At 74.9% G+C, this 18,101-nt stretch carries 15 protein-coding genes, 1 other RNA gene and 2 pseudogenes; 11 read left to right on the forward strand and 7 right to left on the reverse strand.

The features are described 5' to 3' along the window. Positions 1-122 precede the first annotated feature (122 nt). On the reverse strand, positions 123-1,148 hold the full coding sequence (locus AB0G56_RS14160; RefSeq protein WP_360968601.1) for an aldo/keto reductase: 1,026 nt from the start codon (positions 1,146-1,148) through the stop codon (positions 123-125). 437 nt (positions 1,149-1,585) lie between these two features. Between AB0G56_RS14160 and AB0G56_RS14165 the strand changes: the two genes are divergently transcribed. Both AB0G56_RS14165 and AB0G56_RS14170 read left to right on the forward strand, forming a co-directional pair. After that, positions 1,586-2,137, forward strand: a complete 552-nt coding sequence (locus AB0G56_RS14165) for a DoxX family membrane protein (RefSeq protein WP_360968603.1) — start codon at positions 1,586-1,588, stop codon at positions 2,135-2,137. 117 nt (positions 2,138-2,254) lie between these two features. After that, positions 2,255-2,641, forward strand: coding sequence for a MazG-like family protein (locus tag AB0G56_RS14170; protein ID WP_360968606.1), 387 nt, complete (start codon positions 2,255-2,257; stop codon positions 2,639-2,641). A 46-nt stretch (positions 2,642-2,687) separates the two neighbouring features. Here the strand turns inward: AB0G56_RS14170 and rnpB are convergent. Next, positions 2,688-3,093: RNase P RNA component class A (gene rnpB, locus AB0G56_RS14175), an RNA gene on the reverse strand. A 60-nt stretch (positions 3,094-3,153) separates the two neighbouring features. Further along, positions 3,154-3,846 (reverse strand): TetR/AcrR family transcriptional regulator, encoded by a 693-nt coding sequence (locus AB0G56_RS14180; RefSeq protein WP_360968609.1) that lies wholly within the window; start codon positions 3,844-3,846, stop codon positions 3,154-3,156. Positions 3,847-3,892: 46 nt separating this feature from the next. Between AB0G56_RS14180 and AB0G56_RS14185 the strand changes: the two genes are divergently transcribed. From AB0G56_RS14185 to AB0G56_RS14200, 4 genes are all read left to right on the forward strand, one after another. After that, entirely contained in the window at positions 3,893-5,536 is a 1,644-nt protein-coding gene (locus AB0G56_RS14185; protein ID WP_360968611.1) for an FAD-dependent monooxygenase, read from the forward strand. Positions 5,537-5,939: 403 nt separating this feature from the next. After that, positions 5,940-6,509 (forward strand): hypothetical protein, encoded by a 570-nt coding sequence (locus tag AB0G56_RS14190; protein WP_360968614.1) that lies wholly within the window; start codon positions 5,940-5,942, stop codon positions 6,507-6,509. Between the two features lie 80 nt (positions 6,510-6,589). After that, positions 6,590-7,381: a peroxide stress protein YaaA gene (gene yaaA / locus AB0G56_RS14195; RefSeq protein ID WP_360968617.1), complete on the forward strand. Its 792-nt coding sequence runs from the start codon at positions 6,590-6,592 to the stop codon at positions 7,379-7,381. 79 nt (positions 7,382-7,460) lie between these two features. Then, positions 7,461-8,108: a bifunctional 4-hydroxy-2-oxoglutarate aldolase/2-dehydro-3-deoxy-phosphogluconate aldolase gene (locus AB0G56_RS14200; RefSeq protein WP_360968620.1), complete on the forward strand. Its 648-nt coding sequence runs from the start codon at positions 7,461-7,463 to the stop codon at positions 8,106-8,108. On the opposite strand, the gene AB0G56_RS14205 is transcribed toward AB0G56_RS14200, so the two are convergent. Genes AB0G56_RS14205 through AB0G56_RS14215 form a run of 3 tightly spaced genes read right to left on the reverse strand, consistent with a single transcriptional unit; the run spans position 8,083 to position 11,344 of the window. After that, positions 8,083-9,723, reverse strand: a complete 1,641-nt coding sequence (locus AB0G56_RS14205; protein ID WP_360968623.1) for a histidine phosphatase family protein — start codon at positions 9,721-9,723, stop codon at positions 8,083-8,085. The two genes, AB0G56_RS14200 and AB0G56_RS14205, sit on opposite strands and share 26 nt — an antisense overlap. 20 nt (positions 9,724-9,743) lie before the next feature. Beyond that, a complete protein-coding gene (locus tag AB0G56_RS14210; protein ID WP_360969091.1) occupies positions 9,744-10,487 on the reverse strand; it encodes a C4-type zinc ribbon domain-containing protein in 744 nt (247 codons plus the stop codon). Then, positions 10,484-11,344 (reverse strand): Nif3-like dinuclear metal center hexameric protein, encoded by an 861-nt coding sequence (locus AB0G56_RS14215; protein ID WP_360968626.1) that lies wholly within the window; start codon positions 11,342-11,344, stop codon positions 10,484-10,486. The genes AB0G56_RS14210 and AB0G56_RS14215 overlap by 4 nt, the downstream gene beginning before the upstream one ends. 542 nt (positions 11,345-11,886) lie before the next feature. Here AB0G56_RS14215 and AB0G56_RS14220 point away from each other — a divergent pair. Together AB0G56_RS14220 and AB0G56_RS14225 are read left to right on the forward strand one after the other, a co-directional pair. Beyond that, positions 11,887-13,605: a hypothetical protein gene (locus AB0G56_RS14220; RefSeq protein ID WP_360968629.1), complete on the forward strand. Its 1,719-nt coding sequence runs from the start codon at positions 11,887-11,889 to the stop codon at positions 13,603-13,605. Between the two features lie 105 nt (positions 13,606-13,710). Then, entirely contained in the window at positions 13,711-13,869 is a 159-nt protein-coding gene (locus AB0G56_RS14225) for a hypothetical protein (RefSeq protein WP_360968631.1), read from the forward strand. An 85-nt stretch (positions 13,870-13,954) separates the two neighbouring features. On the opposite strand, the gene AB0G56_RS14230 is transcribed toward AB0G56_RS14225, so the two are convergent. Then, positions 13,955-14,881, reverse strand: coding sequence for a MaoC/PaaZ C-terminal domain-containing protein (locus AB0G56_RS14230; protein WP_360968634.1), 927 nt, complete (start codon positions 14,879-14,881; stop codon positions 13,955-13,957). Between the two features lie 179 nt (positions 14,882-15,060). Here AB0G56_RS14230 and AB0G56_RS14235 point away from each other — a divergent pair. The 3 genes and pseudogenes from AB0G56_RS14235 (at position 15,061) to AB0G56_RS14245 (ending at position 18,071) form a co-directional block, all read left to right on the forward strand. Further along, positions 15,061-16,024 (forward strand): annotated as a pseudogene (locus AB0G56_RS14235) (ABC transporter ATP-binding protein). Then, positions 16,024-16,741 (forward strand): annotated as a pseudogene (locus tag AB0G56_RS14240) (ABC transporter permease). Before AB0G56_RS14235 ends, AB0G56_RS14240 begins: the two co-directional pseudogenes overlap by 1 nt. A gap of 13 nt (positions 16,742-16,754) precedes the next feature. Next, positions 16,755-18,071 carry a sensor histidine kinase gene (locus AB0G56_RS14245; RefSeq protein ID WP_360968637.1) on the forward strand — a complete coding sequence of 439 codons (1,317 nt, stop codon included), beginning with the start codon at positions 16,755-16,757 and terminating at the stop codon, positions 18,069-18,071. The last annotated feature ends 30 nt before the right edge of the window (positions 18,072-18,101 follow it).

The raw sequence follows: 18,101 nt of genomic DNA on the forward strand, positions 1-18,101 counted from the left end.
GCACGACGGGTCTTCAAAGGCTGATCAAAAGATCACCGAAGGAGGGACGCCGTGTCACTCATGTCGCTCACCGCACACGGCCTCCCACGCGGCCCCTTTCGCCCGCTCCCCCTCCCCCGTCCTCACCTGCCGAGGAGCTGGTCCACCTCCGCGAGCTGTGCGGCGGTGAGCGGCCCCTTCGCGAGGGCGCCCGCGTTGTCCTCGGCCTGGGCCACCGACCGGAAGCCCGGGATCGGCACGGTCCGCGGGCTGCGCGCCCACAGCCAGGCGAGGGCGCCCTGGGCGAGCGTACGGCCGTCGCTGCTCAGGACGGAGCGCACGGCCTCCACGCGCTCCAGCCACCGCGGGTCGGCGCCCGCCCCTGCCCGGAAGCCGGGGAGCCAGACGGGCGGGCGGCTGCGGATGTCCCCCGCCTCCAGGGGCGCGCCGCCCGCGTGCTTGCCGGTGAGCAGGCCCATGGCGAGCGGGCTGCGGTTGACGCTCGCCTGCTCCGCCTCCTCGCACAGGGCGAGCATCGCGGGCGCGTCCTGGAGCACGTTGAGCGCGTGCTGTACGGCCGTGCAGTGCCGGCCCCGGGCGAAGAGGGCGGCGCGGTCCGGGTCGTCGGTGCTCCAGGCGTACGCACGGATCAGCCCCTCGCGCACGAACTCCTCGCAGGCGTCGCGGAGTTCCGCGGCGGCTTCCGGCTCGGCGTCGGAGATGTGCAGCTGGTACAGGTCGATGCGGTCGGTGCCCAGCCGGGCGAGGGAGGCGGTGAGCGCGCGCCGGGCGAACTCGGGGGTGGCGTCCTGGCCGTCCGCGGTCCGGGTGCGCTCGTCGAAACGGTTGCCCCACTTCGTCGCGACGACGACCTCGTCACGGCGGCCGGCGAGGGCGCGCCCGAGCAGCCGCTCACTGTGCCCACAGCCGTAGACGTCAGCCGTGTCGAAGAAGGTGATGCCGAGATCGAGGGCGCGGTGGATCGCCCGTACGGACTCCTCGTCGTCGACCTTCCCCCAGCCGCAGGGCTGCCCGTCCGGGGTCTGCCACTCCCCGCCGACGGCCCAGCAGCCGAAGCCGAGCGCACTGACCTCGATACCGCTGCGTCCGAGCACCCTGGTCCCGGTGAAGGCGGTGGTCCCCGTCAAGTCGGGGTTGATGTTCTCCATGGCCGAGGAGGCTAGGAGTTGAAGCGCACACGAGCGCAAGAGCTCCCGCGCACCGCGGGCTCGGCGGACGGCCGGGGCATCGGCTCGGCGGACAGGCGGGGCGTCGGCTCGGCAGACAGGCGGGGCGCGGGATCGGCGGACAGGCGACGCCTCGGCTCGGCGGACAGGCGGGGCGCGGGATCGGCGGACAGGCGGCGCCTCGGCTCGGCGGACAGGCGGGGTGTCGGCCCGGCGGACGGCGACGCCCTCTCGGCCGACGTCACACCACGTCAGGCAGGGCCCGGCCCCTGTCCCCACCCGAACGCCACGCAGGACGGGCCGACGCGACACGGGAGTGGAAGGGTGCAGAAAAGCCCCTCAGTCCAGCTTGCCCCTCTTGACCCCATTAACCCCTTTCATCAGTCCTTCATACCTTCCGACCCTCCCGGGGAGTCACGGTGACCTGTTACGACCGGCGTGATCTCGGCCTGCTGCTGCTCCGCCTGGGGACGGGCGGCGTCCTGGCCGCGCACGGCGCCCAGAAACTGCTGGGCTGGTTCGGCGGGGCCGGCCTGGAGGGGACCGGCCGGTTCATGGAGTCCGTCGGCTACCGTCCGGGCAGGGCGAGCGCGACGGCGGCGGGCCTCGCGGAGGCGGGCGGCGGTCTCCTGCTGGCCCTGGGCCTGGCCACCCCGGCGGCGGGTGCGGCGGCGGCCGGCGCGATGGCGGGCGCCGCGGCGCTGCACGCCCCCAACGGGTTCTTCGCGCAGAGCGGCGGCTACGAGTACGCCGCCTCACTCGGCCTGACCGCCACCGGCCTCGCGGTCACCGGCCCCGGCCGCCTCTCCCTGGACCACGCCCTCGGCCACACGGTCAACCGCGGCTGGATGGTCCCCGCCGCCTTCGCGGCGACGGCCGCGGGCACGGCGGTGGTCCTGGGCGCCCGGGTCAGGCACCTGCGCCGGCAGAAGGAGGGACGGCAGGAGACCCTGTTCGAGGGCGAGGGATAGCGGCGGCGGGCTCGTCCCGCGCTCGACCCGTTCGCCCCGCGTCCGGCCCGTTCGTCCCGCGTCCGGCCCGTTCGTCCCGCGCTTCTCCCCCTCCCGGGACCATGGGATGCTGCGCCCATGACCGACCCCGACCCGGACCGCCCCACCGCCGAGCCCTGGGCATCCATCGACGCCCTGTGGGCCTGGCTCGACGGCCACCGCGCGCACGACTCCCGCGAGACCCTTCTCATCCGGATGCTGAAACTCTCCGAGGAGGTCGGCGAGGCCGCCCAGGCGGTCATCGGCGCGACCGGCCAGAACCCCCGCAAGGGCACCACGCACACCTGGCAGGACGTCGAGGCGGAGCTGTGCGACGTGGTGATCACAGCCCTGGTCGCCCTGCGCACCCTCACCCCGGACGCCCGAGAGGTCTTCGACCACCACCTGGCAAGGGTCAGGGAACGGTCCCTGGCAACCAAGGGGACGGGGAGGACGGCGGAGACGGACGGAACGGCCCAGGACTGACGCCCGGCAGCGGGGCCGGGGGCCGGGCTCTGGGGCAGGACAACAGCAGACGAGTCGGGCTGTACGCCGGGTTCTGTTCCGGAGGGTCCTCGCGGGCCCTCCGGCGACGGCCATCCATCTAGGGCCGGCGTTGCCGCCGGCCTCGTGCGGTCTACCCGCGGACTCGGGCGGGCAGCCCTCGAACGTCCGCGCAGAGCGCTTTTGACGGCGCTCCTCTTGACCTTGCTCCGGGTGGGGTTTACCTAGCTGCCCAAGTCACCTTGGGCACTGGTGGTCTCTTACACCACCGTTTCACCCTTACCGAGCACCGAAGCGCCCGGCGGTCTGCTTTCTGTGGCACTGTCCCGCGGGTCACCCCGGGTGGCCGTTAGCCACCACCCTGCCCTGTGGAGCCCGGACGTTCCTCGGGAGGTTCCCTCTCGGGAACTTCACGCGGCCGCCCGCCCGGCTCGTCTGCCGTGCCGACCATGATACCGGCCGGGAAGGGGGCCGGGCGCCGGGACGTGGTCTCGTCACGCGGTGGGGGCGGGGAAGGCGCGTTCCAGGGCGTCGAAAGCGGCGGTCAGGCGCCGGCGGTGGTCGTCGACGATGCCGGCGGCCCGCTCGCCCGCCAGCAGGCGGCCCGCGGAGGTGACGCAGACCGTGCGGTACGCGGCGACGGCCAGGGCGGCCAGGAGCCGGGGCTCGGGCAGGTCCGGTGCGGTCTCGGCGAGGGCCCCGGTCAGCGCGTCCTCCAGTTCCTCCACCGCCTCGCGGGCGCGGGCGCGCAGCGCCGGTGAGGCGGCGGCGACCCGCAGGAAGGGGACGAAGCGGTCGCGTACGCCGGACAGCGGGTGCCCGGCGTCGAGGAGGCCGAGGACGAGGCGGCGGAGCGCGGTGAGCGGGTGCTCGTCCGGCGCGCGTCCGCGCACGGCCCCCGTGACGAGGCCGATCGCCTCGGGGATGCGGTCGAGGAACAGGTCCTCCTTGCGCGGGAAGTAGTTGAAGACCGTCATCGGGGAGAGGCCCGCAGCACGGGCGATCTCCGTCACGGTCACCTGCTCGAAACCGTGTTCCAGGAAGAGTCCGGTCGCCACGTCGGAGAGCCGCTGCCGGGTCTCCCGTTTCTTGCGCTCCCTCAGGGACGGCTCCGGTGCGGACGGCTCCTTCGGGGTGGGTGCCGGTTCCGGTGAGGGCCTCTCGCCGGGCTGCTGCTGGGCGTTCATGAAGAAAATATAGCCGATATAAATTTTTAGTGGCTACAGTGACGCCATGACGGACTACGACGTGGTGGTGGCCGGCGCCGGGCCGGTGGGACTCTTCCTCGCCTGCGAGCTGCGGCTCGGCGGGGCCCGGGTGCTGGTCGCGGAGCGGCTGGCCGAGGTGGACGAGACGATCAAGGCGGGTTCGATCAACACGCCCAGCGCCGTGGCGTTCTACCGGCGGGGCCTGCTGCCCGAGCTGACCCAGGTGTGGGAGCGGACGCTGGACCGGATCCGCGGTTTCCTGCAAGAGGCCGGCCCGAACGGCGGCAACGGCGGGGACGGCAGCGGCGGTGGCGGTGGTGGCTCGGATCGGCTGCCGCCCAAGTTCGCCGGGCACTTCGCCGGGATCATGATGAGCGCGGACCTGTTCGACGACTCCGACCCGGCCTTCGCCGGCGTCGGCCCCGCGGCCGAGGCCGGGCTCGGCGTCCCGCAGGCGGAACTGGAGCGGATCCTCGCCGCGCGGGCCGAGCGGGCCGGTGTCGAGGTGTGCCGCGGTGTCGAACTGACCGGGTTCGAGGACCGGGGCGACGACGGCGTCACCGTGGATCTCGTCCCGGCCGACGGCTCCGCCCCGCGACGGGTAAGGACCGGCTGGCTCGTGGGCTGCGACGGCGGGCGCAGCACGGTCCGCAAGCTCGGCGGGTTCGACTTCCCCGGCACGCCCCCGGAGATCACCGGCTACCAGGCCGTCGCCGACCTGACCGGCGCCGAGAAGCTGGGCAAGGGCTGGAACACGACCGAGGTCGGTACGTACGTCCACGGACCCTTCCCGGGCCGGGTCCTCACCGTCGAGTTCGACGGGCCGCCCGCCGACCGGTCCGCGCCCGTCACCGCCGAGGAGGTGCAGGCCAGTCTGCGCCGGGTCTCGGGCGTCCCGGACGTGACGGTGACGAAGGTGCACTCGGTGACCCGCTTCACCGACAACGCCCGCCAGGCGAGCACGTACCGCAGGGGCCGGGTGCTGCTCGCCGGTGACGCCGCCCATGTGCACTCCCCGTTCGGCGGGCAGGGGCTGAACCTCGGCATCGGGGACGCGCTGAACCTCGGCTGGAAGCTGGCGGCCGTGGCGCGCGGCCGGGCGCCCGAGGGGCTGCTGGACACCTACACCGCCGAACGGCATCCGATCGGCGCCTGGGTGCTGGACTGGACCCGCGCCCAGATCGCCCTCATGCGGCCGGACCGGCACGCCCGCGCGCTGCGCCGGGTCGTGACCGGCCTGGCGCTGACGACGTCCGGGACGACGTACCTGGTGAAGCAGATCTCCGGCGTCTGGCAGCGCTACGACCTGCCCGGCGACCACCCGCTCGTCGGCGCGAGCGCGCCCGACCTGGAGCTCGCCGACGGCAGCCGTCTCGGCGACCACCTGCACGAGGGCCGGGGACTGCTCCTCGACCTCGCCGACGACCCGCAGCCGCGGGCGTGCGCCGAGGGGTACGGCGACCGGGTCGCCGTCGTCAGCAGCCGGTGCACCGGGACCGGCCACCCGGATCTCGCCGCGCTGCTGGTGCGGCCGGACGGATTCGTGGCCTGGGCGGCGGACACGAGGGCGGCCGGGAGCAGCGGTACGAGTACGGGAGCGGCGGAGGGCGCCGATTCCCTGTCGGCAGCGCTCGAACGCTGGTTCGGCAGGCCTGCCGGACGCGTTTGACCTTGGGCTCGCTCTGCTGGTGACCGCGGTCGGTCCGGCGGACCGCGAGCGCCTGCCGACCGGGTGCGCGAGGCCCTGGGCCCCCCGGGGCGCCGGCCAGGGCGCGTGGGGGCGTACGCGCTGCTGGACGCCTCGCCGGCGCCGGTCCCTGCGGCCCGGGCGATCCGCGCGTCACCCGGGCCGCCCGCGTCCTGGCCGGGCTGACCCCCGCCGCCCTGCTGCCGGAGGCCGCGGTCGACCACGACCACGGCTTCCTGCGCGCGATGTGCGCGGACCTCGCGCCCCCAAGCAGCCGCCGTACGCGGCGCGTTGGGCATGATCTGGAGGAACGACAGGAACGACAGGAACGACGCAGGCGGCGAGGGCGGCGGGAACGGCCCTGCTCGCCGGGGGAGGAAGCGCGATGAGGACCGCGTACGTGCTGATGCGGCACGAGCTGCGACTGCTGGGCAGTCTGGCGCTGTGGCTGGGCCGGCGCACCCACGCCGGGGGCGACGGAAGGACGTTCGGGCACGCCCGCGGGCAGGGGGCGAACATGTTCGGACTGGCTTTCGTGTGCGTGATCGAGCTGCTGGGCACGTCCGTGATGCTGCGCGACTGGCCCACGGTCGAACAGACCATGCTGGTGCTGGACGTGTACACCATCCTCCTCGTGGTGGCCCTGCACGCCGCCTCCGCCGTCCGCCCCCACGTGCTCACCGCCGACACCCTGCGGATCCGCCGGGCCGCCCACGTCGACCTGCGCGTACCGCTGGAGCGGATCGCCTCCGTACGCCGTGAGGCGTGCACCCCGAAGTCGCGGCAGGCCGACCGCGAACTGGAGCTGGCGGTGAACGGGCAGACCACCCTCACCCTGGAACTCACCGAGCCGGTCGTGCACACCACCTTCTTCGGCCGCCGCCGTCAGGTCCGCGTCGTCCGTTTCCACGCCGACGAGCCCGACCGCCTGGTGGCGGCCCTCGGGCGGGGGTGAGGCCGCGTCCGGCCGCCCGCGCCGGAAGGCCCAGCGCCCTCCCCGTACGCTGACCGGGAGCCCTACCCGAAGGAGAACCCGTGCTCGTCCTGCTGCCGCCCTCCGAAGGCAAGGCCGCTCCCGGCCGAGGCGCCCCGCTGAAGCTGGACTCGCTGTCCCTGCCGGGGCTCACCGAGGCCCGCAGGGCCGTGCTCGACGAGCTGGTCGACCTCTGCTGCGGCGACCCCGACGCGAACGACAAGGCGCGCGAGGTGCTCGGGCTGAGCGAGGGGCTGCGCGGCGAGGTCGCCAAGAACGCCGGGCTGCGCACGGCGGGCACGCGGCCCGCCGGTGAGATCTACACCGGTGTCCTCTACGACGCCCTCGACCTGGCCTCCCTCGAGACCGCGGCCAAGCGGCGCGCGGCGCGCTCGCTGCTGGTCTTCTCGGGGCTGTGGGGCGCGGTCCGGGTGAGCGACCGGATCCCTTCCTACCGTTGTTCGATGGGGGTGAAGCTGCCCGGGCTCGGCGCGCTGGGCGCGTACTGGCGCGCGCCGATGGCGGCGGTGCTGCCCGAGGCGGCCGGGAGCAAGCTGGTGCTGGACCTGCGGTCCGCCGCGTACGCCGCCGCGTGGAAGCCGAAGGGCGAGGTGGCCGGGCGGACGGCGACCGTACGGGTGCTGCACGCGCCCACCCGGAAGGTGGTCAGCCACTTCAACAAGGCCACCAAGGGACGGATCGTCCGGAGCCTGCTGTCGGCCGGGGCCGCCCCGACGGACCCCGCCGAGCTGGTCGAGGCGCTGCGCGACCTCGGGTACGAGGTGGAGGCCCAGGCCCCCGCGGGCGCGGGACGGCCCTGGTCGCTGGACGTGCTGGTGACCGAGGTCCACTGACGGGAGCGACATTCCGCCGGGCGTTGCATCATGCGCAACAGCCTTTGCGCAGGGTGTTCCGGGCGGGCAGGATGGCGCCATGCCCGCATCTCTGCCTGCCTCCGTACTGGACCTCGCCCCCGTCCTGCCCGTCGTCGTCCTGGAGGACGCCGCCGACGCGGTGCCCCTCGCCCGGGCGCTGGTCGCCGGGGGGCTGCCCGCGATCGAGGTGACCCTGCGGACGCCGGCCGCGCTGGAAGGCATCGGGGCCATGGCCGCCGAGGTGCCGGACGCCGTGGTGGGCGCCGGTACGGTCGTCACGCCCGCGCAGGTGGCCCAGTGCGTGGACGCGGGCGCGCGGTTCCTGGTCAGCCCCGGCTGGACGGACACCCTGCTGTCGGCCATGACGGCGTCCGGTGTGCCGTTCCTGCCCGGGGTGTCGACCGCGTCGGAGGTCGTGGCGCTGCTGGAGCGCGGGGTGCGCGAGATGAAGTTCTTCCCGGCCCAGGCGGCGGGCGGCACGGCCTACCTCAGGTCGCTGGCCGGGCCGCTCCCCCAGGCGCGTTTCTGCCCGACCGGCGGCATCGGGCCCGGCATCGCCCCCGAGTACCTGACACTGCCCAACGTCGGTTGTGTCGGCGGCAGTTGGATGGTCCCGGCGGACGCGCTCGCCGCCCGCGACTGGCCCCGGATCGAACGGCTGGCCCGCGAGGCGGCGGGGCTCAGCGCAGGTGGGACGTGTCGTTGAGGAGCCGGACGCTCGCGTTGCCGTCCGCGTAGTAGGCCACCGCCGACAGCGAGGCCGCCGAGAGTTCCATCCGGAACAGGGACTCCGGCGGGGCGCCGAGGGCGAGACGGACGAACGTCTTGATCGGCGTCACATGGGTGACGACCAGGACGGTGCGCCCGGCGTGGGCGGTGACCAGCCGGTCCCGGGTCGCGGCGATCCGCACGGCGGTCGCCGCGAAGCTCTCGCCGCCGCCGGTGGGTTCGGCGTCCGGGGAGGCCAGCCACGCGTTCAGGTCGGCCGGGTGGCGGTCGCGCACCTCGGCGAAGGTGAGCCCCTCCCAGGCCCCGAAGTCGGTCTCGCGCAGCCCGTCGTCGACCGTCACCGCAAGGCCGAGGCGGGCGGCGACGATCGCGGCGGTCTCGCGGGTGCGGGCGAGCGGGGAGGACACCACGGCCTGGATCGTGCCGCGCCGGGCCAGCGCCACCGCCGCCTTCTCGGCCTGCTCGCGACCGATGGCGGAGAGCGAGGGATCGGTGCCGCCGCTGCCGGAGAACCGCTTCTGCGGGGTCAGCGGCGTCTCCCCGTGCCGCAGCAGCACGAGCGTGGCCGGCGCCCCCAGGTCAGCGGGCGCCCACCCGGGCGCGGCAACGGCCTGCTGCGCTTCGGCAGCGTCCGGCCTCGGCCCGGCGACGGCGGCCTGCGCGCCGGAGACCGCCCGCGCGGCCCGCACGTCGGCGACGGCCCGCACATCGGCGGCGGCTCGCGCGTCGGCGTCGGCCTTCGCGCCGGAGGCGGCGCCTTCCGCGTCTGCGGCGACGGCGTGAGCGTCGCCGGCAGCCTGCACGTCGGCAGCGGCCGGCCGGGGTCCGGCTGCGGCCCGCGGGCCGCAGGCACCGCCTTCCGCGTCGGCGGCAACGGCCTGCGCTTCGGCAGCGTCCGGCCTCGGGCCGGAGGCGGCGCCTGCGGGCTCGGCGCCGATCGCGACGCCTTCCTCGTCGGTGGCGGGGGGCTGCGCCCCGGCGGTGCCGGGCCTCTCGGCGACGGCGCCGGGCATCGCCGTACCCGCGGCGTCCGAGGCGGGTGCCGCGCCCGATGCACCTGACGCGTCCGAAGCGTTCGTACGGGCCGTCGGGGTGGGTCGTGCCGCGGCGGCGGCCGGTGCCTGCGCCCCCCGTGTCCCCGCGTCCAGTTCCGCCGTCGACGTCGACGGCGACCACTGCTCGCCCCGGGCGCCCGCGTCCATCGCCTCGTTGGCGAGGCGATCGGCGTGCTTGTTGCGCTCGCGCGGGATCCACTCGTACGTGACCCGCTCGGCCGGGTACGCCCGGGCCGCCTCGGCGGCGAGCGGTCGCAGGGCCGGGTGCTTGATCTGCCAGCGGCCGGACATCTGCTCGACGACGAGCTTGGAGTCCATGCGGACGTGCACCGTCGCCGCCGGGTCCAGGCCGTGCGCGGCCCGCAGGCCGGCCAGCAGGCCGCGGTACTCGGCGACGTTGTTGGTGACGGTGCCCAGGTACTCCGCGGCCTCCGCCAGCACCTGGCCCGTCGTCGCGTCGAGCACGACCGCACCGTAGCCCGCGGGCCCCGGGTTGCCCCGTGACCCGCCGTCGGCCTCGACGATGAACTCCCGCACGTCCGCGGCCCCTTCGGCGCCTAGAGGCCCGACTCGGCGGTGCGCACCAGGATGCGGCGGCAGTTCTCGCAGCGCACGACCGTGTCGGCGGCGGCGGCGCGGATCTCGTTCAGCTCGGTGATGGCCAGCTCCTGGCGGCAGCCCTGGCAGGTGCGCTGGTACAGCTTGGCCGCGCCGATGCCGCCCTGCTGCTCGCGCAGCTTGTCGTACAGCTTGAGCAGGTCGGCGGGGACGGAGGCGGCGACGACCTCGCGCTCCTTGGTCACGGAGGCGGCCTCGCCGTCCAGTTCCTCGAAGGCCGCGTCACGGCGGGCGGCGGCGTCGTCGGCCTTCGCCTGGACGGAGCCGACGCGCTCGGTCAGCTCGGCGACCCGCTCCTGCGCGGACTCGCGGCGCTCCATGACCTCCAGGACGACGTCCTCCAGGTCGCCCTGGCGCTTGGCGAGGGAGGCGATCTCGTGCTGGAGGTTGGCCAGGTCCTTCGGGGAGGTGACCGCACCGGAGTCCAGGCGCTGCTGGTCGCGGCCGGCGCGGGTGCGCACCTGGTCCACGTCCTGCTCGGCCTTGGTCTGCTCGCGGGCGCAGTCGCTCTCCTCGGTCTGCGCGGCCACGAGCAGGTCGCGCAGCTGCGTGAGGTCCTTGGTCAGCGACTCGATCTCGGCGTGCTCGGGCAGCGACTTCCGCTTGTGCGCGAGCTGCTGCAGGCGGACGTCGAGGGCCTGGACGTCGAGGAGTCGGATCTGGTCGGCGGGCGCGGCGTTCAGTTGGGGGCTCCCGGTGTTTCGTCGGTGGTGGCGGTGGACGCCGCGTGGGCGGTCCAGGGGTCGGTGACCGTCTTGGAGACGTGGACGCGCAGGCCCCATCCGTGCCGGTCGGAGATCTCGTCGAGCTGGGCTGCGGCCAGCTCGCACCAGGGCCACTCGGTGGCCCAGTGCGCCGCGTCGAGCAGCGCGAGAGGACTGTGGGCGCGGGCCTCCGAGGCCGGGTGGTGGCGCAGGTCCGCGGTGAGGAAGGCGTCCACGCCGGCGGCCCGTACGTGGTCGAAGAGGCTGTCGCCGGAGCCGCCGCTGACGGCGACCGTGCGGACGACCGCCTCGGGGTCGCCGGCGACGCGGATGCCCTGCGCGGTCGCGGGCAGCCGCTCGGCGGCGCGGGCGGCCAGTTCGCGCACGGTCAGCGGGTGGTCGAGTGCGCAGACCCGGCCGAGTCCCCGGCGGCCCTCCGGGTCGCCCGGGTCCGGGACGAGGGGCCGTACGACCCTGAGGTCCAGCGCCCCGGCGAGGGCGTCGCTGACGCCCGGGTCGGCCGTGTCGGCGTTGGTGTGGGCCACGTGCAGCGCGATGTCGTTCTTGATGAGGGTGTGCACGACGCGGCCCTTGAAGGTGGAGGCCGCGACCGTCGTCGTACCGCGCAGGTAGAGCGGGTGGTGGGTGACGAGCAGGTCGGCGCCCAGCTTCACCGCCTCGTCGACGATCTCCTGGACCGGGTCGACGGCGAACAGGACCCTGCCGGCCTCCTGGCCGGGGTCGCCCGCGACGGTGCCGACCGCGTCCCAGGACTCGGCCCGCTCCGCGGGCCACAGGGTCTCCAGCGCGGCGATGACTTCAGACAGACGGGGCACGGGTGCAAGGCTACCTGGGTGTTCGGCGCGGCTGAACCGGTGCCGCCGCCTCGGGGGGAGTCGTCCCGGCCGGGGGTCCCGTCCGGGACCGGCCCGGGGTCCGGCCCGCGGTCCGGCCCGGAGGCCCATCGGGGTCCCGTCGGGGTCCGGTGGGGGCGCGGTCGAGGTCCGGTCGGAGCCGGTCGGGGGCGGACCCGCAGTTCCCGTCAGGGTCCCGTCAGGGTCCCGTCAGGGTCCCGCCCGGCTTCCGCTCGGAGCCCGCCCGGCTTCCGCTCGGAGCCCATCCAAGCCCGACCGGAGCCCGGCCGGGTCCCGGATGAGTCACGCCGCGTTCAGTCCGGGGATCCGTCCGGGTCCCGTCGGTCCGTCGGGGGTCCGTCCGGGGCTCGGGGTCGCACAGCAGTTTCGTTTTCCTTCAGCACAAACGTTCCGCTTTTCTCAGGCGAATCGTTCCTGGGCCACCCGTATGTGTGAAGCGCCCGCCCGCCGGTCCTCCGCCTGTGCGTACGAAAACTAGCGTCCTCACAGGAGGTGACCGAATAATGACAGTCTGTGCCTCTCCGGGGCTCTCGGCAGCACTTGAACAGGAGGGCGCCCCACCGCCTTCGGCGGCGGGCGAGGACGGCGCGAGACCGGCGGCGGGCTGCGCGATCACGGTGGACGGCGCCTACGCCGCCCGGCTCGCCCGCAGCGGCGGCTCCTGGTACCCCGAGCGCTGGACGCTGGACGGCCCCGAGCCGTACGCGGTGCCGCTGCCCGCCGACCAGCCCGAGGAACCCGGCACCGAGGTGCAGCCGATGAGCGACGGCCGGGTCCTCATCCGGCGCCTGGTCGAGGGCCGCCACACCTTCTCCCTGCTGTACCCCACCGACCCCGGCACCGGCGAACTGCCGCTGGGCGCCGTCGAGTGCCCGGACCGCACCCGGATGCGGCTGCTGCCCTGCGCACCCGGCGGCGAGCGGGCGTACGCGCTCGCGGTGGGGCCCCTGTCCTCTGCCGTGTGGCTGGTGGCGGGCGGCGCCTTCGGGCCCGAGCTGCTGGCCGAGGTGCCGGGCCACTGCTCGGGCGGGGTCTGGCTGGACCGGGCGGGGCGGATGCTGGCCCTGGACCGGCGGACCGGCGGGCGTACCAAAGCGGTCGTGGTGGACCTCGGAGGTGGCGGAGAGGTGTCGCCGCTGCTCCAGATCGCTCCGCACAGCGACGACCGGCTGCTCCTGGCCGACCCCGACAGCGGGCTGCTGCTGATCCGCTCGGACGCTCCCTCCCCCGGGCGTGCCCGGCTGGGGTGGGGGGTGCTCGGCAGCACGTTGCCGGTCCGGTTCCCCCGGTGCCTGCAACTGCCCGACTGCGTGGTGACGCCGTTCGCGATCCAGCCGGGGCAGGTGCTGACTCCTGAGCAGTGCGCGGTGGCGCTGCGCTGCGACGGCCCGTTCGGCGACTGGGTCGGCGTGTGGCGGCCCGCGGAGCGGCGGCTACGTCACGTGTCCGCGCCCGAGGGGTGGCTGACCGGTGCCGGGGTGTGGACGGACGAGGGCACGCTGCGGCTGCCGTTCAGCACGGGCGCGGTGCCGTGCGGGGTGGCGCGCTGGACCGCCTCGGCGAGGGAACCGGCGGACGCGCGGGCGGCCCTGCCCGGCCCCCTGCCGGCGGCCCTCCCCCCGGCCCCTCCGCCGGCCCTCCCCCCGGTCCCTCCGCCGGCCCTTCCGTCGCCTCTTCCGGCGGCTCTTGCCCCGGCCGCCCGCCCCGGGCCCATGCCTCCCGCCCTCGCGCCCCTTCCGGTGCCGCTCCCGGCGGCCCGCCGGGCGTCCCCGGGGATCCGCGGGGCGCGGTGGGTGCCGGTGCGCCGCGCGTCGGCACTCCCGGCCCCGGCGGGCGCAGCGGACGGCGGACCTGGGGGCGGGCCGGACGGCGGCCCGTGGGACACCGACCCCGGCGACGGCAACCCACACCCCGTACCGCCCGCGCAGACCCCGCAGGCAGCACAGCCCTCGCACGCACCACAGCACTCACAAGCGCCACAGCGTTCGCAGACACCGCAGGGTCCGCACCAGCAGACGGTCGGCCCGCGCACGGCGAACGCGCGGTCCCCGCACCCCTCCGCCGCCCTCCCGACCTCCGCCCCGCCCCCGCCCGACGGCCTCCCCCAGCCTCCGGAACCGGAGCCTCCGACACCGGTCGCCCCCCGTCCCGTGACCCTCCAACAGGCCGCGCGCACAGGGCGGATGACGGGCCCGGTGACAGGGCGCGTAGCGGGCAGGTAACGAACTCGTGCCGGTTGGCGTGGCCGCCTGGATTTCGCCCGAGGTGTGCCGGTTACACTCGCCCGGCTGTACGAAAGATGATGTTGACGGGGTGAGTTCTTTCCGATGACCGACGCCAGCACGACCCAGCAGCTCACGACCGATGTCAAGGACGCCAAGGGCCACGGCAGGCACCGCGGCCCGGTCTCCTCCCGGGACGGCGAGACGGCCCCCAGCGGCCGGCACCGCAAGACGGGCGAGGAGCAGACCGAAGTGGCGGCCTGACAGCGCGGAGAGCGAAGCGCACGGCCCCGTCCTTTCAGGAGGACGGGGCCGTTCCGCGTCCCGGTCCGGTCGGCGGGCCGTCCGCTCAGTCGTGGTCGACGACCGTGTCGGCCAGCACGGGCGCGTCCTCACGCTCCACAGCGCTCACCACCACCCGCACCCTGCCCGACCCCGACCCCGACGCCGACCCCCGCGACGGCGACGGCAGGGACGGCGGCAGCGACGGTGGCAGAGATGGTGACGGCCACATGCGTACGCGCAGGGTCTCCCCCGGGTACACCACCCCGGCGAAGCGCGTGCCGTAGGAGCACACCCGGGTCACGTCCCCGTCGAGCAGCGTGTCGACGACCGCCTTCAGGGTCATGCCGTAGGTGCACAGGCCGTGCAGGACCGGCCGGTCGAACCCGGCGGCCCGCGCGAAGGCGGGATCGGCGTGCAGCGGGTTGCCGTCGCCGGTCAGGCGGTACAGCAGGGCCTGGTCCTCGCGTACCGGCCGCTCCACGGTGCGCAGCGGGGCGCCCGCGGGCGCCTTTGGCCGGGCGGCGGGGCCGCGGTCGCCGCCCCAGCCGCCCTCTCCGCGTACGAAGATCCGCGCCTCCTCGGTCCACAGCGGTCCGCCGGGGTCGGCGGCCTCGGTGCGCAGGACGAGGACGGCCGCCGTTCCCTTGTCGTGGACGGCGGTGATCCGGCTGGTGGCGGTGGCGGTGCCCGCGGTGGGCAGCGGGCGGTGCACGGTCAGCGACTGGCCGCCGTGCAGCACGCGGGCGAGGTCGACGTCGATGCCGGGCATGGACAGGGCGCCGATCACGCCGGGTGCGCCGCCGCCGGCGACGGTGGCGAAGCTGGGCAGGACGTGCAGCCGGGTCTCCAGGGTGTAGCGCAGTTCGCCGGGGTCGGTCGCGGGGACGCCCGCGCCGAGGCCGAGGTGGTAGAGCTGGACGTCCCGGGGCGTCCAGGAGATCTCACGGGTGCGGGGTGCGGCCGCGAGGGCGCGGGCTGCGTCGATGGGCATGCCTCTCTGTACACCCGGGGCTCCCGGCCCGTGAAGTTCCTGACGGGGGATCAGTTGCGGGGGCGGCGGCGCCGGTGCCGCCGTGACATTTGTCCTGCCCGGGGTGGTGCGGACGTCCCGTCCGAGTCCGTACAAGCGCATCTGCCGTAGGCCCGGCCCGGATCCGTAGCGTCGCTGTCATGACACAGACACGAAGTGCCGTGTCCTTCAGGGGGACGGCCAAGGTCTACGGCGCGGTACGTGCCGTAGACGGCATCGATCTCGACATCATGCGCGGCGAGACGGTGGCCCTCCTTGGCCTCCCCCAAGCTCCGAAGAGCAGGGGGCACCCCCATCGGCGCAGGCAAGTCGACGGCGATCTCGCTGCTGCTGGGGCTGAGCGCGCCCGACGCGGGCTCGGTGGAGCCGTTCGGCGCGCCGCCCGAGCAGGCGGTGCGGGCCGGGCTGGCCGGGGCGATGCTCCAGGAGGGGCGGGCGGTGCCGCGGGTCACGGTCGGCGAGCTGGTGGGCTTCGTGGCGGGTCGCTACCCCGATCCGCTGCCCGTCGCCCGGGCGCTGGAACTGGCCGGGATCGCCGGGCTGGCCGGGCGGCGCGTGGACCGGCTCTCCGGCGGCCAGACGCAGCGCGTGCGGTTCGCGGTGGCGCTCGCCGGGAGCCCGGCACTGCTGGTCCTGGACGAACCGACGGCGGCCCTCGACGTCGAGGCGCGGCACGCCTTCTGGGACGCGATGCGGGCGTATGCGCGCGGCGGGCGCACGGTGCTGTTCTCCACGCACTACCTGGAGGAGGCGGACGCGTACGCCGACCGCATCCTCGTCCTGGACCGCGGCCGCGTCGTCGCGGACGGCACCGGGGAGGAGCTGCGGCACGCGGCGGGCGGCAGCCTGGCCGCCTTCGACCTGGCCGGACGCACCACGGCCGGCCTGGAGCTGTTGCCGGGGGTGCGCTCCCTCGAGGTGCGCGGCGACCGGGCGCGGCTGCGCACCGACGACCCGGACGCGACGGTGGTCGCCCTGGCCGGGCTGGACGCGATCCGCGGCCTGGAGGTCGCCCCGGCCTCACTGGACGAGGCGTTCCTGGCACTGACCACAGCCGCCGCCGACGGCGACGACGGTGCTGCGCACGAACGGGAGGCGGTCTGATGTGGGACTACGTGCGCCTGGAGGTGCGCCGCACGCTGCGCACCGGGTTCTTGATCGGCGGGGTCGCCGTCCCGGTGATGATGTACCTGCTGTTCACCAACATCGGCGAGGACGGCGACAGGGCCTGGCGGACGGCCGCCATGGTGGGCATGGCCGCCTACGGCGCGGTCGGTTCCACGCTCAACACCGGTGGCGGGGTCGCCGAGGACCGCGCACTGGGCTGGCTGCGGCAGCTCAGGGTGACGCCGATGCCCCCCGCGCGAGGTGGTCGTCGGCCGGGCGCTGAGCGCGGCGGTGACGGTGCTGCCCGCCGTCTGCGTGGTGCTGCTGGCGGGCGGCCTGGTCAACGGCGTACGCCTGGCGGTGTGGCAGTGGGTCCTGACGGCGCTGCTGCTGTGGCTGGGCTCGATCCCGTTCACGCTGCTGGGTCTGGGCAACGGCTACGGGCTGACCTCGCAGACCACGGCCGTGGCGAACATCGTGTGCAACCTGGGGCTCGCGGTGCTCGGCGGCCTGTGGTTCCCGGTCGACCTCTTCCCGCGCTGGCTGCGCTCGGTGTCGGCGTACACGCCGACGAACCGGTTCGCGCAGGTCGGCGTCGCGATCACCGAGGGGCATGCCCCGGCCATGAGTGCCATCCTCGTGCTGGCGGGCCGGCTCGTCGCGTTCGGTTCGTACGCTGTGCTGTCTTACCGCCGCAACGCGGAAACCGTCTGATCGGGGGAACGGAATGAAGTGGGCGCGCGGTGTCTCGTGCCAGGTGGAGTCGTGGCGGGAGGCCGTCGGGGAGGCGCGGGAGGCGCAGCGTCTCTGGAAGGAGAACAAGGAGCAGCTGAAGGCCGACTGGAAGGCCGCGCAGAAGGCCGGGCGGGTGCCCGAGAACCCGGGGCCGCCGCCCACCGGCTTCGCCCTGCTGCCGTGGCTGCTGATGGGGCTGGGTTCGCTCTCCAACATCTTCCAGGGCAGGACCCCGAACCCGTGGATCGGCGGCCTGGGCCTGCTCGTCTTCAACTCGCTGTACATCTACGTCGTCTTCAACGCCTTCGACAGGAAGCGGCGGGAGGCGACCGCGACACGGACGGCGCTGCTGCTGATGGGCCTGGTCACCACCGCGCTGGGCCTCGGCTACGGCGGCAACTGGCTGCTGTTCTTCCCGCTGCTGGGGCTGGCGGCAGGTTCCATCATGCGGGGCCCCTGGCTTGGGCGGACGGGCATGTCGCTGGCGGTGTTCTCCGGCTTCGTCGCCGCCTTCCACGAGGGCTGGGACGGCATCAACATCGCCTACGCCACGTTCCTGTCGACCATGGTGACGGCCGCGATCCTGAGTCTGAGCGAGGCCGTACGGGAGCTGCGGGCGGCCCGTGAGGAACTGGCCCGGCGGGCGGTGGAGGAGGAGCGGCTGCGGTTCTCCCGCGACCTGCACGACCTGCTGGGGCACACCCTGTCGGTGATCGTGGTGAAGTCCGAGGCGGCCCGGCGCCTGGCGCCCCGGGACATGGACGCCGCGCTGACGCAGGTGTCCGACATCGAGGCGGTCGGCCGGCAGGCGCTCACCGAGATCCGCGAGGCGGTCACGGGCTACCGCGAGGGCAGTCTGAGCACGGAGCTGGACCGGGCGCGTTCGGCGCTGACCGCCGCCGGCATCGAACCCGTCGTACGCCGCTCGGGACCGCCGCTGACCCCGCAGACGGAGGCGCTGCTGGGCTGGGTGGTGCGCGAGGCGGTGACGAACGCGGTCCGCTACAGCGCCGCGGACCGCTGCGAGATCACGGTCTCCGGTGCGGCCGAACACGTCCGCCTCACGGTCTCGGACAACGGCTCCGGCCCACCGGCCGCCCCCGCCCGGCCGGCCGCGCCCGGCATCGGCGGGACCGGCCTGAAGGGCCTGACCGAACGCCTCTCGGCAGCCGGCGGTTCCCTGCGGGCCGGCCCGTCACCGCGCGGCGGCTTCACGGTCACCGCGCAACTCCCCACCAGCACGGAGGACCTGACGGCCGCGGCCCTGGCCGCCGCCACGAAGGGCGGCGGGGGCGCGACTGAGGGGTGAGGGGCGGCCGCCGACGGCCGGGGGGCCAAC

Origin of the sequence: Streptomyces sp. NPDC021356 (assembly GCF_040641015.1) — a bacterium.
Classification (GTDB): domain Bacteria; phylum Actinomycetota; class Actinomycetes; order Streptomycetales; family Streptomycetaceae; genus Streptomyces.